This window comes from Symbioplanes lichenis, from assembly GCF_030709675.1.
GTDB lineage: Bacteria > Actinomycetota > Actinomycetes > Mycobacteriales > Micromonosporaceae > Actinoplanes > Actinoplanes lichenis.
The window spans coordinates 70323-93205 of the sequence record NZ_JAUZQD010000009.1 but is presented as its reverse complement, the minus strand read 5'-3'; the positions used below and the strand labels follow the sequence as shown (position 1 = coordinate 93205).

Annotated in this window: 24 protein-coding genes; 20 read left to right on the top strand and 4 right to left on the bottom strand. The window is 72.6% G+C overall.

Translation table 11 applies throughout. The features are described 5' to 3' along the window. Positions 1 to 36: 36 nt before the first annotated feature. The 3 genes from coaBC (at position 37) to RAN62_RS22320 (ending at position 5349) form a co-directional block, all read left to right on the top strand. On the top strand, positions 37 to 1254 hold the full coding sequence (gene coaBC / locus RAN62_RS22330) for a bifunctional phosphopantothenoylcysteine decarboxylase/phosphopantothenate--cysteine ligase CoaBC (RefSeq protein WP_305786935.1): 1218 nt from the start codon (positions 37 to 39) through the stop codon (positions 1252 to 1254). Positions 1255 to 1330: 76 nt separating this feature from the next. Then, positions 1331 to 2521: a methionine adenosyltransferase gene (gene metK / locus RAN62_RS22325; protein WP_305786665.1), complete on the top strand. Its 1191-nt coding sequence runs from the start codon at positions 1331 to 1333 to the stop codon at positions 2519 to 2521. Between the two features lie 314 nt (positions 2522 to 2835). Further along, a complete protein-coding gene (locus RAN62_RS22320; protein ID WP_305786934.1) occupies positions 2836 to 5349 on the top strand; it encodes a primosomal protein N' family DNA-binding protein in 2514 nt (837 codons plus the stop codon). Between the two features lie 75 nt (positions 5350 to 5424). Here the strand turns inward: RAN62_RS22320 and RAN62_RS22315 are convergent, their stop codons facing one another. After that, complete coding sequence (locus RAN62_RS22315; RefSeq protein ID WP_305786664.1) at positions 5425 to 5994, bottom strand: hypothetical protein; 570 nt, start codon at positions 5992 to 5994, stop codon at positions 5425 to 5427. Between the two features lie 351 nt (positions 5995 to 6345). On the opposite strand from RAN62_RS22315, the gene RAN62_RS22310 reads away from it, so the two are divergent. The 11 genes from RAN62_RS22310 (at position 6346) to ribH (ending at position 17093) form a co-directional block, all read left to right on the top strand. Beyond that, entirely contained in the window at positions 6346 to 7530 is a 1185-nt protein-coding gene (locus RAN62_RS22310) for a cytochrome P450 (protein WP_305786663.1), read from the top strand. A gap of 38 nt (positions 7531 to 7568) precedes the next feature. After that, positions 7569 to 8120: a peptide deformylase gene (gene def / locus RAN62_RS22305; RefSeq protein WP_305786662.1), complete on the top strand. Its 552-nt coding sequence runs from the start codon at positions 7569 to 7571 to the stop codon at positions 8118 to 8120. A 39-nt stretch (positions 8121 to 8159) separates the two neighbouring features. Further along, on the top strand, positions 8160 to 9086 hold the full coding sequence (gene fmt / locus RAN62_RS22300) for a methionyl-tRNA formyltransferase (protein WP_305786661.1): 927 nt from the start codon (positions 8160 to 8162) through the stop codon (positions 9084 to 9086). Further along, on the top strand, positions 9083 to 10573 hold the full coding sequence (locus RAN62_RS22295; protein ID WP_305786660.1) for an RsmB/NOP family class I SAM-dependent RNA methyltransferase: 1491 nt from the start codon (positions 9083 to 9085) through the stop codon (positions 10571 to 10573). Before fmt ends, RAN62_RS22295 begins: the two co-directional genes overlap by 4 nt. A gap of 95 nt (positions 10574 to 10668) precedes the next feature. Continuing rightward, positions 10669 to 11301: a sulfotransferase family protein gene (locus RAN62_RS22290; RefSeq protein WP_305786659.1), complete on the top strand. Its 633-nt coding sequence runs from the start codon at positions 10669 to 10671 to the stop codon at positions 11299 to 11301. Between the two features lie 9 nt (positions 11302 to 11310). Further along, positions 11311 to 11976 (top strand): ribulose-phosphate 3-epimerase, encoded by a 666-nt coding sequence (gene rpe, locus RAN62_RS22285; protein WP_305786658.1) that lies wholly within the window; start codon positions 11311 to 11313, stop codon positions 11974 to 11976. Between the two features lie 133 nt (positions 11977 to 12109). Further along, positions 12110 to 13063, top strand: coding sequence for a GGDEF domain-containing response regulator (locus RAN62_RS22280; RefSeq protein ID WP_305786933.1), 954 nt, complete (start codon positions 12110 to 12112; stop codon positions 13061 to 13063). 618 nt (positions 13064 to 13681) lie between these two features. Beyond that, a complete protein-coding gene (gene ribD, locus RAN62_RS22275; RefSeq protein ID WP_305786657.1) occupies positions 13682 to 14767 on the top strand; it encodes a bifunctional diaminohydroxyphosphoribosylaminopyrimidine deaminase/5-amino-6-(5-phosphoribosylamino)uracil reductase RibD in 1086 nt (361 codons plus the stop codon). Continuing rightward, positions 14767 to 15363 (top strand): riboflavin synthase, encoded by a 597-nt coding sequence (locus RAN62_RS22270; RefSeq protein WP_305786656.1) that lies wholly within the window; start codon positions 14767 to 14769, stop codon positions 15361 to 15363. Before ribD ends, RAN62_RS22270 begins: the two co-directional genes overlap by 1 nt. After that, a complete protein-coding gene (locus RAN62_RS22265; RefSeq protein WP_305786655.1) occupies positions 15360 to 16562 on the top strand; it encodes a bifunctional 3,4-dihydroxy-2-butanone-4-phosphate synthase/GTP cyclohydrolase II in 1203 nt (400 codons plus the stop codon). The genes RAN62_RS22270 and RAN62_RS22265 overlap by 4 nt, the downstream gene beginning before the upstream one ends. Positions 16563 to 16622: 60 nt before the next feature. After that, positions 16623 to 17093 (top strand): 6,7-dimethyl-8-ribityllumazine synthase, encoded by a 471-nt coding sequence (gene ribH / locus RAN62_RS22260; protein ID WP_305786654.1) that lies wholly within the window; start codon positions 16623 to 16625, stop codon positions 17091 to 17093. 4 nt (positions 17094 to 17097) lie between these two features. Here the strand turns inward: ribH and RAN62_RS22255 are convergent, their stop codons facing one another. From RAN62_RS22255 to RAN62_RS22245, 3 genes are read right to left on the bottom strand one after another with little or no spacing between them, the layout of a single operon-like run. After that, positions 17098 to 17835: an amino acid ABC transporter ATP-binding protein gene (locus tag RAN62_RS22255; protein WP_305786653.1), complete on the bottom strand. Its 738-nt coding sequence runs from the start codon at positions 17833 to 17835 to the stop codon at positions 17098 to 17100. Then, entirely contained in the window at positions 17835 to 18677 is an 843-nt protein-coding gene (locus tag RAN62_RS22250; RefSeq protein ID WP_305786652.1) for an amino acid ABC transporter permease, read from the bottom strand. Before RAN62_RS22250 ends, RAN62_RS22255 begins: the two co-directional genes overlap by 1 nt. After that, positions 18674 to 19549 carry an ABC transporter substrate-binding protein gene (locus RAN62_RS22245; RefSeq protein ID WP_305786651.1) on the bottom strand — a complete coding sequence of 292 codons (876 nt, stop codon included), beginning with the start codon at positions 19547 to 19549 and terminating at the stop codon, positions 18674 to 18676. Before RAN62_RS22245 ends, RAN62_RS22250 begins: the two co-directional genes overlap by 4 nt. 79 nt (positions 19550 to 19628) lie before the next feature. Between RAN62_RS22245 and RAN62_RS22240 the strand changes: the two genes are divergently transcribed. The 6 genes from RAN62_RS22240 to rplT all read left to right on the top strand — a co-directional run bounded on the left by RAN62_RS22240 (position 19629) and on the right by rplT (position 22870). After that, the gene (locus RAN62_RS22240) at positions 19629 to 19892 is read left to right on the top strand and encodes a phosphoribosyl-ATP diphosphatase (protein ID WP_305786650.1); all 264 of its coding nucleotides are present in this window, start codon (positions 19629 to 19631) and stop codon (positions 19890 to 19892) included. A 42-nt stretch (positions 19893 to 19934) separates the two neighbouring features. Next, entirely contained in the window at positions 19935 to 20771 is an 837-nt protein-coding gene (gene hisG / locus RAN62_RS22235; RefSeq protein ID WP_305786649.1) for an ATP phosphoribosyltransferase, read from the top strand. Between the two features lie 45 nt (positions 20772 to 20816). Beyond that, positions 20817 to 21272: a PH domain-containing protein gene (locus RAN62_RS22230; protein WP_438874534.1), complete on the top strand. Its 456-nt coding sequence runs from the start codon at positions 20817 to 20819 to the stop codon at positions 21270 to 21272. Between the two features lie 302 nt (positions 21273 to 21574). Continuing rightward, positions 21575 to 22195, top strand: a complete 621-nt coding sequence (gene infC / locus RAN62_RS22225) for a translation initiation factor IF-3 (protein ID WP_305786932.1) — start codon at positions 21575 to 21577, stop codon at positions 22193 to 22195. A gap of 53 nt (positions 22196 to 22248) precedes the next feature. Further along, positions 22249 to 22443, top strand: coding sequence for a 50S ribosomal protein L35 (rpmI, locus tag RAN62_RS22220; RefSeq protein WP_305786647.1), 195 nt, complete (start codon positions 22249 to 22251; stop codon positions 22441 to 22443). 34 nt (positions 22444 to 22477) lie between these two features. Further along, the gene (gene rplT / locus RAN62_RS22215; RefSeq protein ID WP_305786646.1) at positions 22478 to 22870 is read left to right on the top strand and encodes a 50S ribosomal protein L20; all 393 of its coding nucleotides are present in this window, start codon (positions 22478 to 22480) and stop codon (positions 22868 to 22870) included. Positions 22871 to 22883: the final 13 nt, after the last annotated feature.

Genomic DNA, 22883 nt, shown 5'->3' with positions numbered 1-22883 from the left:
CGCGGGTTTCTTGATTTCGTCCGCGTGGGGGTTGTCATGGCCGAGGTCGTCCTCGGGGTCGGCGGGGGCATCGCCGCCTACAAGGCGTGTGAGCTGCTGCGGCTCTTCACCGAGTCGGGCCACGGCGTGCGCGTGGTGCCGACCGCCGCGGCGCTGAAGTTCGTCGGCGAGCCCACCTGGGCCGCGCTGTCGGGCCGTCCGGTCGCCACCGAGGTGTGGGCCGACGTGCACGAGGTGCCGCACGTGCGCATCGGCCGGGCCGCGGAGCTCGTCGTCGTCGCGCCCGCCACGGCCGACCTGATCGCCAAGGCCGCGCACGGCATCGCCGACGACCTGCTGACCACCACGCTGCTCACCGCCACGTGCCCGGTGGTGCTCGCGCCCGCGATGCACACCGAGATGTGGGAGAACCCCGCCACCCGCGCGAACGTCGCCACGCTGCGGTCGCGCGGCGTGATCGTCATCGAGCCGGCCGTGGGGCGGCTCACCGGCGCCGACACGGGTAAGGGGCGGCTGCCGGATCCGCCGGCCATCTTTGCTCTCTCGGTGCGCGCGTTGCGTCCGTCCTTCGCCGCCGACCTCGCGGGACGCCATGTGGTGGTCACGGCGGGTGGGACGCGGGAGCCGCTGGATCCCGTACGGTTCCTGGGCAACCGGTCCTCGGGCAAGCAGGGCTACGCCCTCGCCCGCGCGGCGGTGGCCCGGGGGGCCGAGGTGACCGTCGTCGCCGCGAACGTCGCGCTGCCCGACCCGGCCGGCGCCGCCGTGGTGCGCGTGTCCACGACCGAGGAGCTGCGCAAGGCGACCGTCGCGGCCTTCGCGGACGCGGACGTCGTCGTCATGGCCGCCGCCCCGGCCGACTTCCGGCCCGCGTCGGTCGCGGAGCAGAAGATCAAGAAAAGCGCCGACGGTACGGCGCCCGTTGTCGAGCTGGTCACCAATCCCGACATCGCGGCCGAACTGGGCGCGGCGAAACGATCCGGGCAGCTGCTCGTGGCGTTCGCCGCCGAGACGCACGACGCCCTGGAGAACGCGCGCGGGAAACTGGCCCGCAAGCGCGCCGACCTCATCGTGGTCAACGAGGTGGGCACCGATCAGGTGTTCGGCGCCGACGACAACACGGTCACGATCCTGGGCGCCGACGGGTCGTCCACGGCCCTCGGCAAACTCCCCAAAGACGATGTGGCCGACAGGATTTGGGACGAGGTCGCCTCGCGTCTGGTGGCGCGGGCCGACCAGGATGGGATGCCCTGACACCGGGCAAGCGGCACTCGAGCCGCGGTGACTAGACTGCCGCGGAACGAAACTTCGACGAATTCTGAGGAGCACCGTGGCACGCCGCCTTTTCACTTCCGAGTCGGTCACGGAAGGCCACCCGGACAAGATCGCTGACCAGATCAGCGACGGCATTCTCGACGCCCTGCTGCGGCAGGACCCCACGAGCCGCGTCGCGGTCGAGACGCTGATCACGACCGGTCAGGTGCACGTGGCCGGCGAGGTGACGACGCAGGCGTACGCGGACATCGCCAGCATCGTCCGCGAGACCATCCTCGGCATCGGCTACGACTCGTCGAAGAAGGGCTTCGACGGCGCGTCCTGCGGCGTGAGCGTGTCGATCGGCGCGCAGTCGCCCGACATCGCCCAGGGCGTCGACAGCGCGCTCGAGCTGCGCACCGGCGACTCCGAGCACGTGCTCGACGCGCAGGGCGCCGGCGACCAGGGCATGATGTTCGGCTTCGCCTGCTCCGAGACGCCCGAGCTGATGCCGCTGCCGATCGCCCTCGCCCACCGCCTGGCCCGCCGGCTGTCGGCCGTGCGCAAGGACGGCACGGTGCCCTACCTGCGGCCCGACGGCAAGACCCAGGTCACCATCGAGTACGACGGCTTCACGCCGGTCCGCCTCGACACCGTCGTCCTGTCCACCCAGCACGCCGCGGACATCTCGATCGAGTCGCTGCTCACCCCGGACATCCGCGAGCACGTCATCGCGCCCGAGCTCGAGGGTCTCGACCTCGACACCAGCGACTACCGCCTGCTGGTCAACCCGACCGGCCGCTTCGAGATCGGCGGCCCGATGGGCGACGCCGGCCTCACCGGCCGCAAGATCATCGTCGACACCTACGGCGGCTACTCCCGCCACGGCGGCGGCGCCTTCTCGGGCAAGGACCCGTCGAAGGTGGACCGCTCCGCGGCGTACGCGATGCGCTGGGTCGCCAAGAACGTCGTCGCCGCCGGGCTGGCCGAGCGGTGCGAGGTGCAGGTCGCGTACGCGATCGGCAAGGCGCACCCGGTCTCGCTCTTCGTCGAGACCTTCGGCACCGAGAACGTGCCGGTCGAGCGCATCGAGAAGGCCATCAACGAGGTCTTCGACCTGCGCCCCGCCGCGATCATCCGCGACCTCGACCTGAAGCGCCCGATCTACCAGCAGACGGCGGCCTACGGGCACTTCGGCCGGGAGCTGCCCGACCTGAAGTGGGAGAGCACCGAGCGGGCGCAGGACCTGAAGAACGCCGCTGCCTGAGCCATCCCGCGTTGACAGATCGAACGGGTGCTCCGGATCCGTCCGGAGCACCCGCGCTGTTCCCTGAGCCGGTGGGCTCCTCCTCGGGTTCGGTGGGCTCCTCCACGGGTTCGGTGGGCTCCTCCACGGGTTCGGTGGGCTCCTCCACGGGCTCGGCGGGCTCCTCCTCGGGTTCGGCGGGCTCCTCCTCGGGTTCGGTGGGCTTCGTCACGGGGGCGGCGGGGGGTGGAACGGGCGGAAGTGTCGTACCCCGGCGGGAGAATAAGCGGGTGCCGACGAAGAGCGCCCCGACCCGCGACCGCGAGCCCGCGGCCGTGCTGCCGGTCGCCCGCGTCTGCGTCGAGGTGCCGCTGCCCCACCTCGACCGCCTCTTCGACTACCGGATCGCGGCCGACGACGACGAGGCCGCCCAGCCCGGCGTCCGCGTCAAGGTCCGCTTCGCCGGTCAGCTGGTCAACGGCTATCTGCTCGAGCGGGTCGAGTCGAGCGCGCACGCGCGCCTGGCCTGGCTCGACAAGGTCGTGTCGCCGGAGCGCGTCCTCGACCCGGAGATCGCCCGCCTGGCCCGGGCTGTCGCCGACCGCTATGCCGGCAACCTGTCCGATGTCCTGCGCCTCGCCGTCCCACCACGCCACGCCCGGGTCGAGGCCAAGCCCCCGTCCCCGGCCACGCAGCCGACCGGCGCCGACGCCGCGCAGCTTGTGGCGCCCGCCGCGGAGCCCGTCGCCGCGCATCCTGTGGCGCCCGTCGCCGCGCAGTCGTCCGACGCTGTCGCCCGGCCCGCCGCTTCTGTCCGGGCGCAGCGCTCCGACGCGGTCGCCGTGCAGCCCTCCGATGCCGCGCAGCCCGTCTCTCCTTCCGCGGAGCCCGTCGCCGCGCAGTCCGTCGCCTCCTCCGCTGAGCCCGTCGCTGCCCATTCCGTCGCCGCGCGTCCGACCGCTGCCCATTCCGTCGCCGCGCGTTCGACCGCTGCGCAGCCCGTCGTTGCCGTCCGGGCGCAGCACTCGGGTGCCGGCGCCGCGCAGTCTTCCGCCTCTTCCGCGGACCCTGCCGCCGCGCAGCTTTCCGACGACGCCGCGCAGCCCTCCGACGCCGCTGCGCAGCCTTTCGCGTCCTCCGCGGAGCTCGTCGCTTCCCAGCCCGCCGCCCGGCTCGCTGCCGCCGATGGTGCCGTTGGCTTGCCCGCCGCCCGGGTCGCTGCCGCCGATGGTGCCGTCGGCCGGCCCGCCGTTTCGGTCGTCGCGGGGTCTGATGCGGCGGGCGTTGCGGCGCCGGTGGTGGCCGGGGGGTGGGGGGAGTATCCGGCGGGGGCGGCTTTCTTGCAGGCGCTGGAGCAGGGGCGGGCCGCGCGGGCGGTGTGGTCGGCGTTGCCCGGGGAGGACTGGGCGGCTCGGATCGCGGAGGCCGCGGCGGCGACCGTGCGGGCGGGGCGGGGAGTGGTGGTTGTCGTCGCCGATGCGCGGGATCTGCAGCGGCTCGACCGGGCGCTGGAGCGGGCGCTCGGGGCGGGGCGGCACGTCGCGTTGAACGCGGCGGCGGGGCCGGCCGAGCGTTATCGGCGCTTTCTGGCGGCCGGCCGGCATCAGGTGCCGGTGGTGGTGGGGACGCGGGCGGCGATGTTCGCGCCGGTGGCGGAGCTCGGGCTGGTGGTGATCTGGGACGACGGGGACGATCTGCACGCGGAGCCGCGGGCGCCCTATCCGCACGCGCGGGAGGTGCTGCTGACCCGGGCGCAGTTGAGCGGGTGTGCGGCGCTGGTGGCGGGCTTCGCGCGTACGGGCGAGGCGCAGTTGTTGCTCGAGACCGGGTGGGCCAAGGAGATCGTGGCGACGCGGGAGACGCTGCGGGTGCGGTGTCCGGCGATCGCGCCGACCGGGGACGATCCGCAGCTGGCCCGCGATCCGGGGGCGGTGACCGCGCGGCTGCCCAGCCTGGCCTGGCAGGCCGCCCGGCAGGCGTTGCAGGCGGGGAGCCCGGTGCTGGTGCAGGTGCCACGCCGGGGCTACCTGCCGTCGGTGGCCTGCGCCGAGTGCCGGACCCCGGCCCGGTGCCCACACTGTTCGGGGCCGTTGGGGCTCGCCGGCGCCCGGGACGTCCCGACCTGCCACTGGTGTGCGCGGGTGGCGGCGGACTACTCGTGCCCGGCGTGCGGCGGACGGCGGCTGCGGGCCTCGGTGACGGGGGCGCGGCGGACGGCGGAGGAGCTCGGGCGCGCGTTTCCGGGGGTTCCGGTGCGGACCTCGGGGCGGGACGAGGTGCTCGACACGGTTCCCGGGGACGCCGCGGTGGTCGTGTCGACGCCGGGGGCGGAGCCGGTGGCCGAGGGCGGCTACGGTGCGGTGCTGCTGCTCGACACGTGGGCCCTGCTGACCCGCGCCGACCTGCGCGCGGCCGAGGAGACGATGCGGCGCTGGTTGTCCGCGGCGGCGCTGGCCAAGCCGGGGCGCGGGGGCGGGCGCGTGGTGGTGGTCGCCGACGGTTCGCTCGCGCCGGTGCAGGCGTTGCTGCGGTGGGACCCGGGCTGGTTCGCCGCGCGGGAGCTGGCCGAGCGGCGGGAGCTGGGCTTTCCGCCGGCGGTACGGTTCGTGAGCCTGACCGGCCAGGCCGAGGCCGTCAACGAGCTGCTCGACGCCGCCCGCCTCCCGGACGGCGCCGAGGTGCTCGGTCCGGTCCCGGCGGCCGACGAGCAGGAACGCATGCTCGTCCGCATCAACCGGGGGCGCGCCGCCGAGCTCGCGCACGCCCTCCACGAGGCCGCCGGTGTTCGCAGCGCCAAGAAGGCCACCCTCCCGGTCCGCGTCCAGGTCGACCCCGCCGAGCTGCTCTGACGCTCATCGATCCGGCCGGGTCGGGCGGGCTCTGTTGTGTGGGCCGGGGTCGGCCCCGCCGGGCTGCTCTGATGTTCAGCGGTCGGCCGGGTCGGGCGGCTCGGTCGTGGCGCGCTCGACCGCGGACTGCTGGCGGTCGGCGTCGGTGGCGGCCCGGTCGGCCGAGGCGGCGGTGCGGTCGCGGCCGGAGTCCGCGCGGTCGCGGCGGGCGGCCATCCGGTCGGTCCCCGCGGCGCCGAGGTCGCGCCGGGTCTGGTCGAGATGGCTGCGGAAAGCCGCGCGGTCGGTGGCCGCCTGGTCCCGGTCGGCGGCCGCGGCGTCCCGGTCGGTGGCGGCCTGCTTCCACAGGATGAGGAGCTGCTCCCGGGAGGGCTCCTGATCGATGGCCGCCTGCTCGCGCAACCGGGCGATGCCGTCCCGGTCGGCGGCCACCCGGTCGCGCAGCTCGGCCTCCCACAGGCGGTCCCGCTCGGCCTGCTGAGCCTGCTGGGCGGCCTGGTCGCGGGCGCGCGCGACTTCATCCCGCGCGCGGGCGTCGCGGTCGCGGTCCTGCGCCTCCGTGTCACGGGCCTCGGCGGCATCGTCGCGCGCCTGCCCCGCCCGGTCCCTCTCGTCCGGGCTCTGCCTGCCGTGCCGGGCCACCACGCGTCCATTCTCACCCCGCGCCGTCCCGCTGTGAACACCGGCCCGCACATCAGGTCCGTACGCCGAAGGGAGCGGGACCAGAGCCCGGTCGTGCTTGCCGGCGAGGTGGCTGCGTTCGACGGCGGCGGCGTCGCCGATGGCGCCGGCGGGCGACTCGAGGCGGTGGGTCCAGCGCTTGCCGGTGCAGGAGGGGCGCCGGCCGTGGAACTCGTTCAGGCGAAGGTCGCCCCGGGGCGTCGCCGGTGACCGTGCCCTCGAGCAGCGGGTGGAGTCAGCGGCCGTCGGGGGACTCGGCCTGGTCGTAGGGGCGGCTCGTGAACCGGAGGTTGAACCGATCAGCAGAATGGATTGATGGACGCTGCCACCGCGATCAACACGTTGCTCACGCCGGGTGCCGGGCGGGACCCCTATCCCGCGTACGCGGCCCTGCGCGCGGCCGGTCCGGTGATCGGCCAGGGTGGTGCGTTCTTCGTCACCGGGTACGCGGCCGTGGACGCGGTGCTGCGCGACTCGACGATGCGCGTCTACGACAGCGCGCTGCTCGACGAGCAGTGGGACGACTGGCGGGGCAACAAGGGCGTGGAGCTGTTCGTCGACTCGATGCTGCGGACCAACGCGCCGCACCACACGTCGATGCGGCGGCTGGCGTCCGGGGTGTTCACCGCGCGCCGGGTCGCGCGGCTGCGGGAGGTGATCGAGGCGCAGGTCGAGGAGGCGCTCGACGAGCTCGCGGCCCACCGGGAGGACGGGGTCGTCGACGTGGTGCGCCATCTCGCGTACCCGTTGCCGATCGGGGTGATCTGCGCGCTGCTGGGGGTGCCGGTGAGCGACCGGAACCTCTTCCGGCGGCTGGCCGAGGCGCTGACCGCGGTGCTGGAGGTGCGGTTCACGGAGGCGCAGGCGGTGGCGGCGCACGAGGCGGCCAAGGAGCTCGAGGACTACTTCTCGGCGATGATCGCACTGCGGCGGCAGGAGCCGCGGGACGACCTGGTGACCGCGCTGGCGGCGGCGCACGACGCGGACGGCTCGACGCTGAGCGCGGGGGAGTTGCTCGGCAACCTGGCGCTGCTGCTGGTGGCCGGCTTCGAGACGACGACGAACCTGCTGGCCAACGGCATCCACGAGCTGGCCACCGGACGAGTCATGAAAAATCCGGACAAATTTGTGGAGGAGAGCCTGCGGTATGACTCGCCGGTCCAGCTCACCGAACGTTTCACCAGCGTGGACACGACAGTAGCCGGGGTCGGCATCCCGGCGGGCAGTGAGATCGTGCTCTTCCTCGGTGCCGCGAACCGTGATCCCGATCGCTTCCCGGACCCGGACCGCTTCGACGAGGATCGCCCCGGCAACGCGCCGCTGTCCTTCGGGGCGGGCGCCCATTACTGCCTCGGCGCGCCCCTGGCCAGGCTCGAGGCGCAGATCGCGCTCCCGGCGCTCGTGCGGCGCTTCCCGAGGATGGAAGCGGCGGGCGAGCCCCGGTCGCGGGAACGGCTGACCCTGCGCGGCTGGGCGACGCTGCCGGTGTCCGTAGACTAGGGGCGTCCCGCACGCCGCCAGCCGAGGAGCAGCACCGAGTGACCGTCCAGCCCATCCGTCTCTTCGGCGACCCGGTGCTGCGCACGCAGGCCGACGCGGTCACCGATTTCGACAAGGAGTTGCGCACCCTCGTCAAGGATCTCACCGACACGATGCTCGACGAGAACGGTGCCGGTCTCGCCGCGCCGCAGCTCGGGGTGGGGTTGCGGGTGTTCACGTTCCATGTCGACGACGTGCTCGGGCACATCGTCAACCCGGTGCTGCACTTTCCGGACGAGCAGGAGCAGGACGGCGACGAGGGCTGCCTGTCGATCCCGGGCGTCTACATCGACACCAAGCGCCGGCAGAATGTGATCGCCGAGGGCTTCAACGAGCACGGCGACCCGATCCGGCTGATCGGCGAGGGCCTGATGGCGCGGTGCGTGCAGCATGAGACCGATCACCTCGACGGGGTGCTCTTCCTCGACCGTCTCGACGCCGCCGCCCGCAAGGAGGCGATGCGGCAGATCCGGGCCGCCGACTGGTACGACGCGGGCAAGCCGCCGGTGGTCAAGACGAGCCCGCACGGTCTCTTCGGATTCGGCCGGTGACACGATGCCGTTGATCTTCTCCACGCCGCGGGTGATCCCATGCGTCTGATCTTCGCCGGCACGCCCGAGGTCACCCTGCCGTCGCTGGACGCGATCGCCGCGTCGTCGCACGAGCTGGTCGCCGTCGTCACCCGCCCCGACGCTCCCGCCGGCCGGGGGCGCCGCCTGGTCCGCTCGCCCGCCGGGGCCTGGGCCGACGAGCGGGGCATCGAGGTGCTCACGCCGGCCAAGCCGCGCGAGCCCGAGTTCCAGGAGCGGCTGCGGCAGCTGGCGCCCGACTGTGTGCCCGTGGTGGCGTACGGTGCGCTGGTCCCGCCCTCGGCCCTGGAGATCCCGAAGCACGGCTGGGTCAATCTGCACTTCTCCCTGCTGCCCGCGTGGCGTGGCGCCGCGCCGGTGCAGCACGCCGTCCTGCACGGCGACGAGGTGACCGGCGCCAGCGTGTTCGAGCTGGAGGCGGGCATGGACACCGGCCCGGTCTACGGCACGCTGACCGAGAGCATCCGGCCCGCCGACACGTCCGGCGATCTGCTCGGGCGCCTGGCCACCGAGGGCGCGGGCCTGCTCGTGGCGGTGCTCGACGCGATCGAGGCCGGCACCGCCCGCGCGCACCCGCAGCCCGCCGACGGCGTGTCGCTGGCGCCCAAGATCACGGTTGAGGACGCGAAGGTCCGCTGGTCCGACCCCGCCTTCGCGGTCGACCGGCGCATCCGGGCGTGCACGCCGGCGCCGGGCGCGTGGACGACGTTCCGCGGCGAGCGCGTGAAGCTGGGGCCGGTGCACCCGGTCGCCAACGCGACTCCGCTGGCGCCGGGCGAGCTGCTCGCCGAGCGCACGCAGGTGCTGGCCGGCACCGCCACCACCCCGGTGGTCCTGGGCGAGGTCCGGGCCGCCGGCAAGAAAGCCATGTCCGCCGTCGACTGGGCCCGTGGCCTGCGGCTGAACCCTCAGGAGCGGTTCCAGTGACCTCCGAGCACCGTGCCGATCGTCCGCACAACACCGGCCGGCCGCGGCGCCCCGGCGGCCCCGGTTACGGGCGCACGCAGGACCGCGACGCCCGCACGGGCCGGGCTCCCCGGTCGGGTCGCCCGCCGGCCGATCCGGCTCGCCAGGCCGCGTACGAGGCCATCGCCGCCGTCCATCGCGACGACGCCTATGCCAACCTGGTCCTCGCGGACATCCTGCGCGGGATGAACCTGCACGGGCGGGACGCCGCCTTCGCGACCGAGCTGGCCTACGGCACCCTGCGCGCGGTCGGCACCCTCGACCTGATCATCGCCGCCGCCGCGGGCCGGGAGGTCGCCCGGATCGACCCGCCCGCCCGGGACGCGCTGCGGCTCGGGGCGTACCAGCTGCTCTTCACCCGGGTCCCGGCGCACGCGGCCGTCAACCAGACCGTCGACCTGGTCCGCTCGGTGGCGCCGGGCGCGGCCGGCTTCGCCAACGCGGTCATGCGCGGGATCTCCGAGACCAGCCTCGACGACTGGCTGACCCGGATCGCCCCCGACCCCGCCGAGAACCCGGTCGGCAACCTGTCCGTGGTGCACAACCACCCCGAGTGGATCATCCGGTCCTTCGCGGAGGCGCTCGGCGGCGACCTCGACGACACCGCGCGCCTGCTGATCGAGGACAACCAGCCGCCGACCGTGCACCTGTGCGCCCGTCCGGGCCGCGCCGACGCCGTCGAGCTGGCCGACGAGGTGGGCGGCGTGCCGGGGGCCTTCTCGCCGTACTCGGTCTATCTCACCCACGGCGGCTCGCCCGCCGAGCTGGCCGCCATCCGCGAGGGCCGCGCGCATGTGCAGGACGAGGGCTCGCAGCTGGTCGCGGCCGCGCTGCTCGCCGCGCCGCTCGAGGGCTCGGACAGCCGCTGGCTCGACCTGTGCGCGGGTCCCGGCGGCAAGGCCGGCCTGCTGGGCTCGATCGCGGCCCTGCGCGGCGCCGACGTCACCGCCGTCGAGGTGGCCGACCACCGGGCCCGGCTGGTCGAGCAGGCCACCCAGGGGCTGCCGGTCACCGTGCTGCCGACCGACGGCCGCACGGTCGGCCGCGACCCGGACCTGCCCGAGGAGTCCTTCGACCGGGTGCTCGTCGACGCGCCCTGCACGGGTCTGGGCTCGCTGCGCCGGCGGCCCGAGTCGCGCTGGCGCCGCAAGCCGGCCGACCTGCCGCCGCTGACCCGGCTGCAGCGGGAGCTGCTGGTCGCCGCGCTGCGGGCCGTGCGCCCGGGCGGCGTGGTCGCCTATGTGACGTGCTCGCCGCACATGGTCGAGACCCAGGTCACGGTGACCGAGGGGTCGCGCCGCAGCGGGGTCGAGGTCGACTTCGTGGACGCGCGGCCGCTGCTGCCGCCGGGCATGCCGAAGCTGGGTCCGGGCCCGACGGTCCAGCTGTGGCCGCACCGGCACGGGACCGACGCGATGTTCCTGGCGGTGCTGCGGCGCACGAGCTGAAAGGCGGTGCTGCGGCGCGAGCTGAAAGGCGGTGCTGCGGCGCACGAGCTGAAAGCTCACGTTTCAGGTCGACAAGGTGCCGGTATCCCACGCCCATGGACGTCATCGGCGTGGGATTCGGGCGAACCGGCACACTCAGCCTCAAAGTGGCGCTCGAACGGCTCGGCTTCGGGCCGTGCCTGCACATGCTTCCGCTCTTCGACGACCCGGAGCGGGCGGCGCTCTTCGGACGCGCGGCCGAGGGCGACCCCGGGGCGCTCGAGGCGGCGGTGGCGGGATACCGGTCGACGGTGGACTGGCCGGGCGCCTACTTCTGGCGTGAGCTCGTCGCCGGCCACCCCCGGGCGAAGGTGATCCTGACCGTCCGCGAACCGGACAAGTGGTACCGCAGCGCCTGGGACACGATCTATCAGGGGATGCTGCGCACGCCCGACCCCTCGCCGACGCTCCGGATGGCGCGGACGATCGTCTGGGGCAAGACGTTCGGCAACCGGTTCGAGGACCGGGAGCGGGCGATCAAGACCTTCCAGGAGCACAACGCCGCCGTACGCCGGGAAGTGCCCGCCCCGCGCCTGCTGGAGTTCCGGGTGCGCGACGGGTGGCAGCCGCTGTGCGACTTCCTCGGAGAGCCCGTGCCCGGCGAGCCGTTCCCGCACGTCAACGACACGGCGAGCTTCTGTGACCGGAGGTTCTCGGCCCCTGCCGGACGAGGGGCGCCCGGGACATAGACTTCAGCCGTGGAGCCATCGCCGATCATCGCGCCCAGCATTCTCGCCGCCGACTTCGCGCATCTCGCGGAGGCCGTGCACGCCATCGAGGGGGCGGCCGACTGGGTGCACGTCGACGTCATGGACAACCATTTCGTCCCCAACCTCACCATCGGGCTGCCCGTGGTGCAGAGCCTGCGCAAGGCGACGGCGATCCCGTTCGACGTGCACCTGATGATCACCGACCCCGAGCGGTGGGCGCCCGGCTACGCGGAGGCCGGGGCGCACAACGTGACGTTCCACGCCGAGGCCTGTGAGAATCCTGTCGCGCTGGCCAAGACCCTGCGCGCGGCCGGCGCCAAGGCCGGGCTCGCCATCGACCGGGACACGCCCGTCGAGCCGTACCTGGAGCTCCTGCCCTATGTGGACACGGTGCTGATCATGACGATCAAGGCCGGGTTCGGGGGTCAGAAGTTCCTGCCCGAGATGCTGGACAAGGTGCGGGACGTGCGCCGCCGGATCAAGGCCAAGGATCTCGAGGTGCGCCTGGAGGTCGACGGCGGCATCGCGGCGGACACGATCGAGCAGGCCGCCGCGGCGGGCGCCGACGCGTTCGTGGCCGGCACGGCGGTGTACGGGGCGGAGGACCCCGCTGACGCCGTACGCAAGCTGCGTGATCTCGCCGCACGGGCGTGACGCTTCATGCAATTTCGGACGTGTCGGCGGGCCGATGCGTCGGGCATGATGGGTGGCGTCGAGAGGGGGATCATCGGTGAGCAACGAGATCGACACCCCGGGTGCCGATCCGGCCGAGAAACCGGACCTGATCATGGTTGTCGACGATGACGACGACATCGCCGGGTTCGTGGCGTTCAACCTGCAGGTGCACGGGTTCGAGGTGGTTCGCGCCCGGCACGGGCAGGAGGCGCTCGAGCTGATGGAGACGCGGCGCCCCGACCTGGCCGTGGTCGACTGGATGATGCCGCACATGGACGGCGTCGAGCTGACCCGCCGGCTGCGGGCCGAGCCCCTCACCTCCGCCCTGCCGGTGATCATGCTGACCGCCAAGGGCATGACCGTGGACAAGGTCGTCGGCCTCACCACGGGCGTCGACGACTACCTGGTCAAGCCGTTCGACACCGCCGAGCTGATGGCCCGGGTCTCGTCGACGCTGCGCCGCACCAAGGAGTTCCGCGAGGTCTCCCCGCTGACCGGCCTGCCCGGCAACGCCCGCGTCACCCGCGAGATCGTCGAGTGCATCAAGAGCGGCAAGGACTACTCGGTCGGCTACATCGACATCGACCGCTTCAAGCCGGTCAACGACGTCTACGGCTTCGACCGCGGCGACCAGTTCATCACCACCCTCGCCCGCAGCGTCCACCGCGCGGCGACCGCGGCCGGCAAGCCGTCGGTCTTCCTCGGTCACATCGGCGGCGACGACTTCGTCTTCATCTGCCACCCCGACCAGGTGCTGCCGCTGACCAAGCACATGGTCACCGACTTCGAGGCGTCCGCCGACGAGTTGTACGACCCCGAGGACGCGCAGCGCGGCTACATCGAGGTGCCCGACCGGCGGGGCGGCAAGCAGCGGGCGGCGCTCGTCACGCTCTCCATCGGCGTGGCGGAGTCGAAGGCGGGCGGGCGCAAGTTCAACGACCACCGCGCCGTGGTCGCCGTCGCCTCCGAGATGAAGAAGGTCGCCAAGAGCCAGCCCGGCTCGTACGTCGCCATCGACAAGCGGCACTCCAAGGCCGAGCCGACCGATCTGCCGCCGCTCGCGTGACGGGTTCACGGGTCCGCAACACGGATGTCACCAGATGCGTGACGTCGGTCGCGGGTGGTGGCCGGGGGTGCGCCGGGCGTGACAGTATCGGGGTACCCACCACGCGCTGGCGGGACTCGGTGAGATTCCGAACCGGCGGTGATCCTCGCAGCTCGAGGTAAGCCCGCGACCCGGACCCCGCACCCCTGCGAGGCCCGGTGGACCTGGTGTGACTCCGGGGCCGACGGTGGACTGAGCGGGCACAGCCCCGCCTCGGTCCGACAGTCCGGATGGGAGACGGCGCGCGGGAGCTGGACCACGGGTCTCGTCGCGGCGTGCCGTCACGAGCCACCGGTCCAGGGGCGCGCGCAGCGTGTCCGTTCTCCGGCGTTTTGTCCCCCACAGCCCTGCCCGCGCGTGACCACGGCCGCGCGGGTTCTCCGCGCAGCTCCGGCCGCGCGCCGCTCGCGTGGCCGACCACGGCCGCGCGGCACCCCGCGCGGCCACGGCTGCGCGGCACCCCGCGCGACCACGGCCGCGCGGTTCCGACCGCGCAGCCACACGGCCGCGCGGCACCCCGCGCGACCACGGCCGCGCGGAGCTCGCGCGTGGCCACGACCGCGCGAGGGAGGGCACCACATGGTCACCGACGACGAGGCGATGCGCCGGGCGGTCGGGCTGGCCGCGCGTGGCCTCGGCACCACCAGCCCCAATCCCGTCGTCGGCTGTGTGGTGCTCGACGCGGCTGGCGAGATCGCGGGCGAGGGGTTCCACGCGTTCGCGGGTGGCCCGCACGCGGAGGTCGGCGCCCTGCGGCAGGCGGGGGAGCGGGCTCGCGGCGGCACGGCGGTCGTCACGCTGGAGCCGTGCAACCACACCGGCCGCACCGGGCCGTGTGCCCAGGCGCTGATCGCCGCCGGGGTGCGGCGGGTGGTCATCGCCGTGGACGATCCGACGCTCGCGGCGGCCGGGGGTGCCGCCACGCTGCGGGCGGCGGGCGTCGAGGTGTTGACCGGGGTGGGGCGCGCCGAGGCGGAGGCGGGCAACGTGGCGTGGCTGACCGCGGTGCGGCGGGGGCGCCCCTTTGTCGTCTGGAAGTTCGCCGCGACGCTCGACGGGCGGTCCGCCGCGGCCGACGGCAGCAGCCAGTGGATCACGTCCGAGCCGGCCCGGCGCGACGTCCACCGGCTCCGGAGCACGGTCGACGCGGTCATCGCCGGCATCGGCACCGTGCTGGCCGACGACCCTCAGCTGACGGTCCGCCTGAGCGCCGCCGACCGGGCCGCCCACCCCGGTGCGCCGGCGGATCCGCGACCGGACGACGGGAACCGGCCGGCCCGGCAGCCGTTGCGGGTCGTCGTCGACAGCCGGGGGCGTACCCCGGAGAACGCCCGGGTGCGCGATGCCGCCGCCGAGACCTTGATCGTGACCGCGCCCGAGGGGCGGGTCGACTTGGAGGCCCTGCTCCGGCGGCTCTACGACCGGGGCGTCCGGGCCGCCCTGCTCGAGGGCGGGCCCACGCTGGCCGGTGCCTTCCTCGCCGCCGGCCTGGTCGACCGGGTCGTCGGCTACGTCGCGCCGAAGCTGCTCGGAGCCGGGCGGGCGGCGCTCGCGGACGCCGGGGCCGCGACCATCGGCGAGGCCTATGACCTGGAGTTTCTCGACATCACGCAGATCGGCCCCGACCTGCGGTTCACCGCCACCCTCCGGCAGAAGGAGATCTGATGTTCACCGGGATCGTGGAGGAGCTGGGCGAGGTCGTCCGGCTCACCGACGCGGGCGGGGACGCCGCGGTGCTGGCCGTCCGCGGCCCGCTCGTCACCGGCGACGCCGGGCACGGCGACTCGATCGCCGTCAACGGCGTCTGCCTGACCGTCATCGACAACGAGGACGGGGTGTTCACGGCCGACGTGATGGGGGAGACGCTGCGCCGCTCCTCCCTCGGCGCCCTCGCCGTGGGCTCCCCGGTCAACCTGGAGCGTGCCGCCACGGTGGGGTCGCGCCTGGGCGGCCACCTCGTGCAGGGTCACGTCGACGGGGTCGCTGCCGTCAAGGGTCGCTCGCAGGAAGGCGAGTGGGAGGTTGTCACCTTCACCCTCCCGCCCGAATTGTCGAAGTACGTCGTCGAGAAGGGCTCGATCACGGTCGACGGCGTCTCGCTGACGGTCATGGCGGTCACGGACGACACGTTCAGCGTGGGCCTGATCCCGACGACGCTCAAGCTGACCGTGCTCGGCTCGAAGCAGGCCGGCGACCCGGTCAACCTCGAGGTCGACGTCATCGCCAAGTACGTCGAGAAGATGCTGGGGGAGCGGTCGTGAACACCGTCGAGCGCGCGATCGAGGACATCGCGGCGGGGAAGGCCGTCGTCGTGGTGGACGACGAGGACCGGGAGAACGAGGGCGACCTCATCTTCGCGGCCGAGATGGCGACGCCCGAGCTGGTGGCGTTCATGGTCCGCTACACCTCCGGCTACGTCTGCGTGCCGCTGACCGAGTCCGAGGCCGACCGGCTCGACCTGCCGCCCATGTTCCACACGAACCAGGACGCGCGCGGGACGGCGTACGCGGTCACGGTCGACGCCCGGGAAGGCATCGCCACCGGCATCTCCGCGGCCGACCGGGCCCACACCATCCGCCTGCTCGCCGGGGCGGACACCCAGCCCGCCGACCTGTCCCGCCCCGGGCACGTGGTGCCGTTGCGCGCGAAGGCCGGGGGAGTGCTGCGCCGCCCCGGGCACACCGAGGCCGCCATCGACCTCGCCACGCTCGCCGGTCTCCGTCCCGCCGGCGTCCTCTGCGAGATGATCAATGACGACGGCACGATGATGCGCGGCGCACAATTACAAACCTTCGCCGCCGAGCACGACCTGGCGCTGATCAGCATCGAGCAGCTCATCGCGTACCGGCGGCATCACGAGTCGCTGGTCGAGCGGGTCGTCGAGACGCGGCTGCCCACCGATCACGGCGAGTTCACGGCCGTCGGCTACCGGTCGATCACGGACGGCGGCGAGCATGTCGCCCTGGTCCACGGCGACCTGACGGACGGCGAGGACGTGCTGGTCCGGGTGCACTCGGAGTGCCTGACCGGGGACGTTTTCAGCTCGGTGCGCTGCGACTGCGGCCCGCAGCTGGAGGCCGCCCTCGAACGGGTCGCCGCGGCCGGGCGCGGGGTGGTGCTCTACATGCGCGGGCACGAGGGCCGCGGGATCGGGCTGCTGCACAAGCTGCAGGCCTACCAGCTGCAGGACCGCGGTCTGGACACCGTCGACGCCAACCTCGAGCTGGGGCTGCCGGCGGACGCCCGCGACTACGGCATCGGCGCCCAGATCCTGTACGACCTCGGGATCCGCTCGATGCGCCTGCTCACCAACAATCCGGCCAAGCGCGCGGGGCTGGAGGGCTACGGCCTGACGGTCACCGGCCGGGAGGCGCTGCCCGTCCGGCTGCACCCGGAGAACGTCCGCTACCTGCGCACCAAGCGCGACCGGATGGGCCACCTGTTCGAGGCCCTGGGCTGACCCGGATGGGCCACCTGACCAGGACCCGGGGCTGATACTGCTTATGACAAAGGGGGCAACATGGCTGGTTTCGGGGATCCGCACATGGAGACGGTCGACGCGGCCGGGCTCACCGTCGGCATCGTCGGCTCGCGCTGGCACAACGACCTGGTGGACCACATGGTCGACCGTGCGCGGGCCGCGGCCAAGGCGTGCGGCGCCGAGGTGATCACCGCGCGCGTGGCCGGCTCGGTCGAGCTGCCGATCGTCGCCCAGGCCCTGGCCAGGAAGTGCGACGCCGTGGTGGCGCTGGGCGTGGTCATCCGGGGCGAGACGAAGCACTTCGAGTACGTCTGCGACGCGGTCACCGCGGGCCTGACCCGGGTCGCCCTCGACGAGCAGACGCCGGTGGCGCACGGGGTGCTGACCGTGGACAGCCTCGGCCAGGCGCGCGACCGGGCGGGCCTGGAGGACTCGATCGAGGACAAGGGCTGGCAGAGCACGGTCGCCGTCCTCGACGCCGTGCTGGCCATCCGGGAGATCAACAAGTAGCGGCCTACAACCGCCCCGCCTCGATGATGCGGGCGAGGAACTGCCGGGTGCGGGCCTCGACCGGGTCACCCAGCACCTGCGCGGGCGGCCCGGATTCGAGGACCCGCCCGCCGTCGAGGAAGACGACGCGATCGGCGACCTGCTTGGCGAAGCCCATCTCGTGCGTCGCCAGCACCATCGTCATGCCCTCGTCCTTGAGCCCGCGGATCATCGTGAGCACCTCGCCGACCAGCTCCGGGTCGAGGGCCGACGTGACCTCGTCCAGCAGCAGCAGCCGCGGGCTGTTGACCAGCGCGCGCACGATCGCCACGCGCTGCTGCTGCCCGCCGGAGAGCCGGTCCGGGTACGAGGAGGCCTTGTCCTCGAGCCCGACCCGGCGCAGCCACTCCATGGCCTGCTCCTCGATCTCCCGCGCGTCCCGCTTGTGCACCTTCGACGGGGCGAGCGTGATGTTGCGGAGCACGGTCATGTGCGGGAAGAGGTTGTACGACTGGAAGACCATCCCGATCCGCCGCCGCACCACGTCGGGGTCGGCGCGCGGATCGGTGATGTCCTCGCCGTCGAGCCGGATCACCCCGTCGTCGATGCCCTCGAGCAGGTTGACACAGCGCAACAGGGTCGACTTGCCCGATCCGGACGCCCCGATGAGCGCGACGACCTCGTGCTCGTCCACGGAGAGCGACAGATCGTCGAGCACCACGGAAGTCCCGAATGTCTTGCGCAAGTGCGCGACGTCAAGCATCAGAACCCCGCTGACTGGCGACGGGCCGCCCGCAGGGTCACCCAGTCGGTGACGCCGATGAGCGGCAGGGCGAGGAGCACGAAGAGCACCCCGGCCACGATGTACGGCGTGAAGTTGGCGTCCTGCGCGGTGGCGATCTGCGCGGCGCGTACGGCGTCGATGGGGCCGGCGAGCGACACCAGGCCCACGTCCTTCTGCAGCGCGACGACGTCGTTGAGCAGCGGCGGCGTGACCCGGCGGACCGCCTGCGGGAGCACCACGTGCCGCATGGTCTGCCGGTACGTGAGCCCGAGCGACCGGGCCGCGGCGAGCTGCGACGGGTGCACCGACTCGATGCCGGCCCGGAACACCTCGGCCAGGTAGGCGCCGTACACGATCACCAGCGCCGCCCCGCCCAGCACGAGCACGCTCGGCATGCCCTCCAGCCGCAGTCCCGGGACGCCCAGCGTGAAGACGTACAGGACGATGATCAGCGGGAGGCCGCGGAACGCGTACGTGTATCCGGTGGCCAGCGCCCGTACCGGGAAGAAGACCGCGCCCCGCAGCGTCCGCGCGACCGCGATGAGCAGTCCCAGCGCCAGCGCCGCGAGGGTGCAGACGACCAGCAGGCGCAGGTTGAGCCAGAGGCCCTCGAGGATGTCGGGGAGGTACTCGCGGGCGATCGAGCCGTCGAAGAACGACCGCTTGACGCGTTCCCAGCCGGGCGCCCCCGTGACGCCGAGCACGAGGACGACGCCGACCACCGCGGTCGAGGCCGCGGCCAGCAGCACCGAGCGGACCGTCTGCCGTCTCCGGTAGGCGATCCGCCCGAGCTGAATCTCACTCGGTTGAAACGCGCTCACGAAAGCTCAGGCGCTCCACCGCTGGTCAGCCAGGTCTTCTCCAGCTCCGCGAGGGTGCCGTCCTGACGCAGCTGGTCGACGGCGCCGCTCACGCACGGCGTCAGCTTCGACCCCAGATCAAGAACCAGACCGAACTGCTCGGGTACGCCCACCTGGGGCAGCTGGCCCACGATGACGCCGTTGTCGAGCTCGGCCGCCGTCATGTAGAACGCCGTCGGCAGGTCCACGACGATGCCGTCGACGGAGCCGTTCTCCAGCGCGGCCTTGGCGTCGTCGTTGTTGTTGTAGACCTGCGGCTTGGCGGCCGGCTTGATGATGTCGGTGACCGCCTGATAGCTCGTGGTCCCGACCTGCGCGCCGAGCTTGGCGCCCTGGAGCTCCGCCAGTGACTTCGCCGACGCGATCTTCGAGCCCTTGGTGGTGATGACGGTCTGGCGGACGAGGTAGTACGGCGACGAGAAGTCGACCGCCTTCTTGCGGTCGGCGGTGATCGAGAACTGGTTGACGTCGAAGTCGAACGTCTTGGGGCCCGGGGCGATCGCGTTGTTGAACCCGACGTTCGTCCAGACCACCTCGGCGGCCGGGTAGCCCAGGCGCTCGGCGACCGCGTAGGCGACGGCGGACTCGAAGCCCTTGCCGTTGGCCGGCTTGTTGTCGCTGAACCACGGCTCGTACGCCGGGGTGTCCGTCCCGATCGTCAGCTTGCCGGCGGCGAGGGTGTCGAGCGCGCCGGGCGCACAGGCGGAGCTCGACGCGGAGGCGGAGCCGCCGGCGGCGGGGGAGTCGTTCTCGTCGGCGGGCGCACACGCGGCGAGGGAGGTGAGGAGCACGGTCGCGCTGCCCAGCGCGGCGAGGGTATTTCTGCTGACCATGCCCGGAACTGTAGGCGAAGGTGGGACGGAGAGGGGTCCTCCGTTGCCACCCCGTAATGAGCTGCAACAATCGCACCCCGTGAAGACGTTCGAAGAGTTGTTCGCCGAGCTGTCGGCGAAGGCGGTGGAGCGGCCCGAGGGCTCGGGCACCGTCGCCGCGCTGGACAAGGGCGTGCACTTCATCGGCAAGAAGGTCGTCGAGGAGGCGGCCGAGTCCTGGATGGCGGCCGAGCACGAGGGCGCCGAGCGCACCGCCGAGGAGCTCTCCCAGCTGCTCTACCAGGCACAATGCCTGATGATCGCCTCCGGTCTGACGCTCGAGGACGTGTACCGACATCTATGACGTGCCCTCCGTCCCGTCTGGTTCTGACCAAGGAGCACGTCAATGTTGCGCATCGCCGTTCCCAACAAGGGAACCCTGTCCGCCCCGGCCGCCCAGATGCTGCGCGACGCCGGCTACCGCCAGCGCACCGACCCCAAGGACCTCGTCTGCCGTGACGAGGACAACAATGTCGAGTTCTTCTATCTGCGCCCGCGCGACATCGCCACGTACGTCGGATCGGGTGATCTTGATCTCGGCATCACCGGCCGCGACCTGCTCGTCGACTCCGGGGTCCCGGCGCACGAGCTGCTCGACCTGAGCTTCGGCGGGGCGACCTTCCGCTGGGCCGTCCCGGCGGACGGCGCGCACGACTTCACCGTCGGCGGCCGCCGCATCGCCACCGCCTATCCGGGCGTGGTGCAGCGCTACCTCGACGCCAACGACCTCAAGGCCGAGGTGGTCCGTCTCGACGGCGCGGTGGAGAACGCGGTCCGCCTCGGCGTGGCCGACATCATCGCCGACGTCGTGGAGACCGGCGCGACCCTGCGCCAGGCCGGCCTGGTGACCGTCGGGGAGCCGCTGCTCAAGAGCTCGGCGATCCTGATCGGCCGCGACGAGGCCGGCGCCGGGGTCTCCCAGCTGCTCCGCCGCCTGCAGGGCGTCCTGGTCGCGCGCAGCTATGTCATGCTCGCGTACGACGTCCGCGCCGACCTGCTCGAGCACGCCACCGCCGTGACGCCCGGCATCGAGTCCCCGACCGTGTCGCCGTTGCACCGCGAGGGGTGGGTGGCGGTCCAGGCCATGGTCGAGCGGGCCGCCGTGCACCACATCATGGACGAGCTCTACGAGATCGGTGCCCGGGCGATCCTCGTCACCGACATCGCCAACTGCCGGCTCTGACGCCGCCGGCCACCGACTGCCCACCGCCGGTCCCGAAGGAGCATCATGGTCGACGTGACGACTCAGGCCCCCGCAGTCTTCCGCCCGCAGCGCATCCGCTGGGTGACGGCGATCCTGGCCGTGGCCGTGGTGGTGCTGTTCACCGTGCTCAGCTTCGGGCTGCACGGCTCGACGGGCGACGGCTTCGGCCAGTTCGAGCGGGGCGACCAGGGCGCCATGATCGGGCTCGGGGTGCTCATCGGGCTGGGCGTCATGGCGTTCGCCCGGCCCCGGGTGTGGGCCACCGCGGAGGGCATCAAGGTGCGCAACGTGATCGGCGGGGTGGAGCTGCCCTGGTCGGCGGTGCGGGCCGTGCGCTTCGACCGCAACTCGCCCTGGGCGATGCTGGAGCTGCACGACGACGAGACCGTCCCGGTGCACGCGTTGCAGGCGACCGACAAGGACTACGCGGTGCACGGCGTGCGGACGCTGCGGGCCCTTCATTCGGCGGCGTCGAGCTGAGCTGATAAGCTGTACGGCAGTCGACCACGCCTGCCCTCACACGAGTGGCCGGCGCGAAAGAGGAGCCCGCTGGTTCCCACCCACGCTTCCCCTTCCGGGGGCTGGGTCCGGTCAACCCGCGCGGGAATGTTCCGCGGTGGGTGAGCGCTTCATTCGGGGCGCCGATGACCGGTCGAGCGGGCCCTGGCATGCGCACAGCACGCCGGGGCTCTCTGCTTTCCCGTCGCCCAGTGGTATGAGGGCCGACGTGAGGCCGACCGACATTGGTAAGAGACAGTTTGTCCCCGTTCTGAGGAGGCCCCATCAGCGTCGAACCACGCGTCAACGAGCAGATCCGGGCACGGGAAGTCCGTCTGGTCGGCCCCGAGGGTGAGCAGGTGGGCATCGTCCCGCTCGAGCGCGCCCTGCAGCTGGCCGCGGACGTCGACCTGGACCTGGTCGAGGTTGCGCCCATGGCGCGCCCGCCGGTGTGCAAGCTCATGGACTTCGGCAAGTTCAAGTACGAGAGCGCACTGAAGGCACGCGAGTCGCGGCGGAACCAGCAGCAGACCGTCATCAAGGAAATGAAGCTCCGGCCGAAGATCGACCCGCACGACTACGAGACCAAGAAGGGTCACGTGGTGCGGTTCCTCAAGGCGGGCGACAAGGTCAAGGTGACGATCATGTTCCGCGGTCGCGAGCAGAGCCGCCCGGAGCTGGGTTTCCGGCTCCTGCGCCGGCTCAGCGAGGAGATCTCGGAGCTCGGATTCGTGGAGGCCAGTCCCAAGCAGGACGGCCGCAACATGATCATGGTCCTGGCCCCGCACCGGGCCACGAAGGTGGCCGCGGCGGCCGCCGTCGAGGCATCCCGGCCCGCGGGCCGCGAGCCGCGCGAGGGCGAGGCGGCTCCCGCGGCCGAAACCGCGGACAGTTCGGCAGAGTAGTTAGTTGCCCCCGGGGCCACCGGCCCCGGGGACGAGATGAGAGTAGGCGTCAAGTGCCGAAGATGAAGAGCCACACCGGCATGGGTAAGCGGGTGAAGGTCACCGGCAAGGGAAAGCTCCGCACGGAGCAGGCCGGCAAGCGTCACCTGCTGGAGGGCAAGTCCTCCAAGGTCACCCGCCGGATGACCGGAACGGTCGAAGTGGCCAAGGCCGACACCAAGCGAGTGAAGAAGCTCCTCGGCCGCTGACGCGCGCCCCTGATTCCCCTGTAAGGAGATTGACATGGCACGCGTCAAGCGGGCAGTGAACGCCCAGAAGAAGCGTCGCACGTTGCTGGAGACCGCCAGCGGATACCGCGGTCAGCGCTCGCGCCTGTACCGCAAGGCCAAGGAGCAGGTGCTGCACTCGATGCAGTACAGCTACCGCGACCGCCGTGACCGCAAGGGCGACTTCCGCCAGCTGTGGATCACGCGCATCAACGCGGCTGCCCGGGCCAACGGCATGACCTACAACCGCCTCATCCAGGGCCTCAAGCTCGCGGGGGTCGAGGTGGACCGCAAGATCCTGGCCGACCTGGCCGTCAACGACGCCGCCTCGTTCGCGGCGATCGTCGAGATCGCGCGGGCCGCGGTCGTGGCCGAGGGCACCGGCGGCGCCGGCGCCCAGGCCGCCTGATTAACGCACCGCA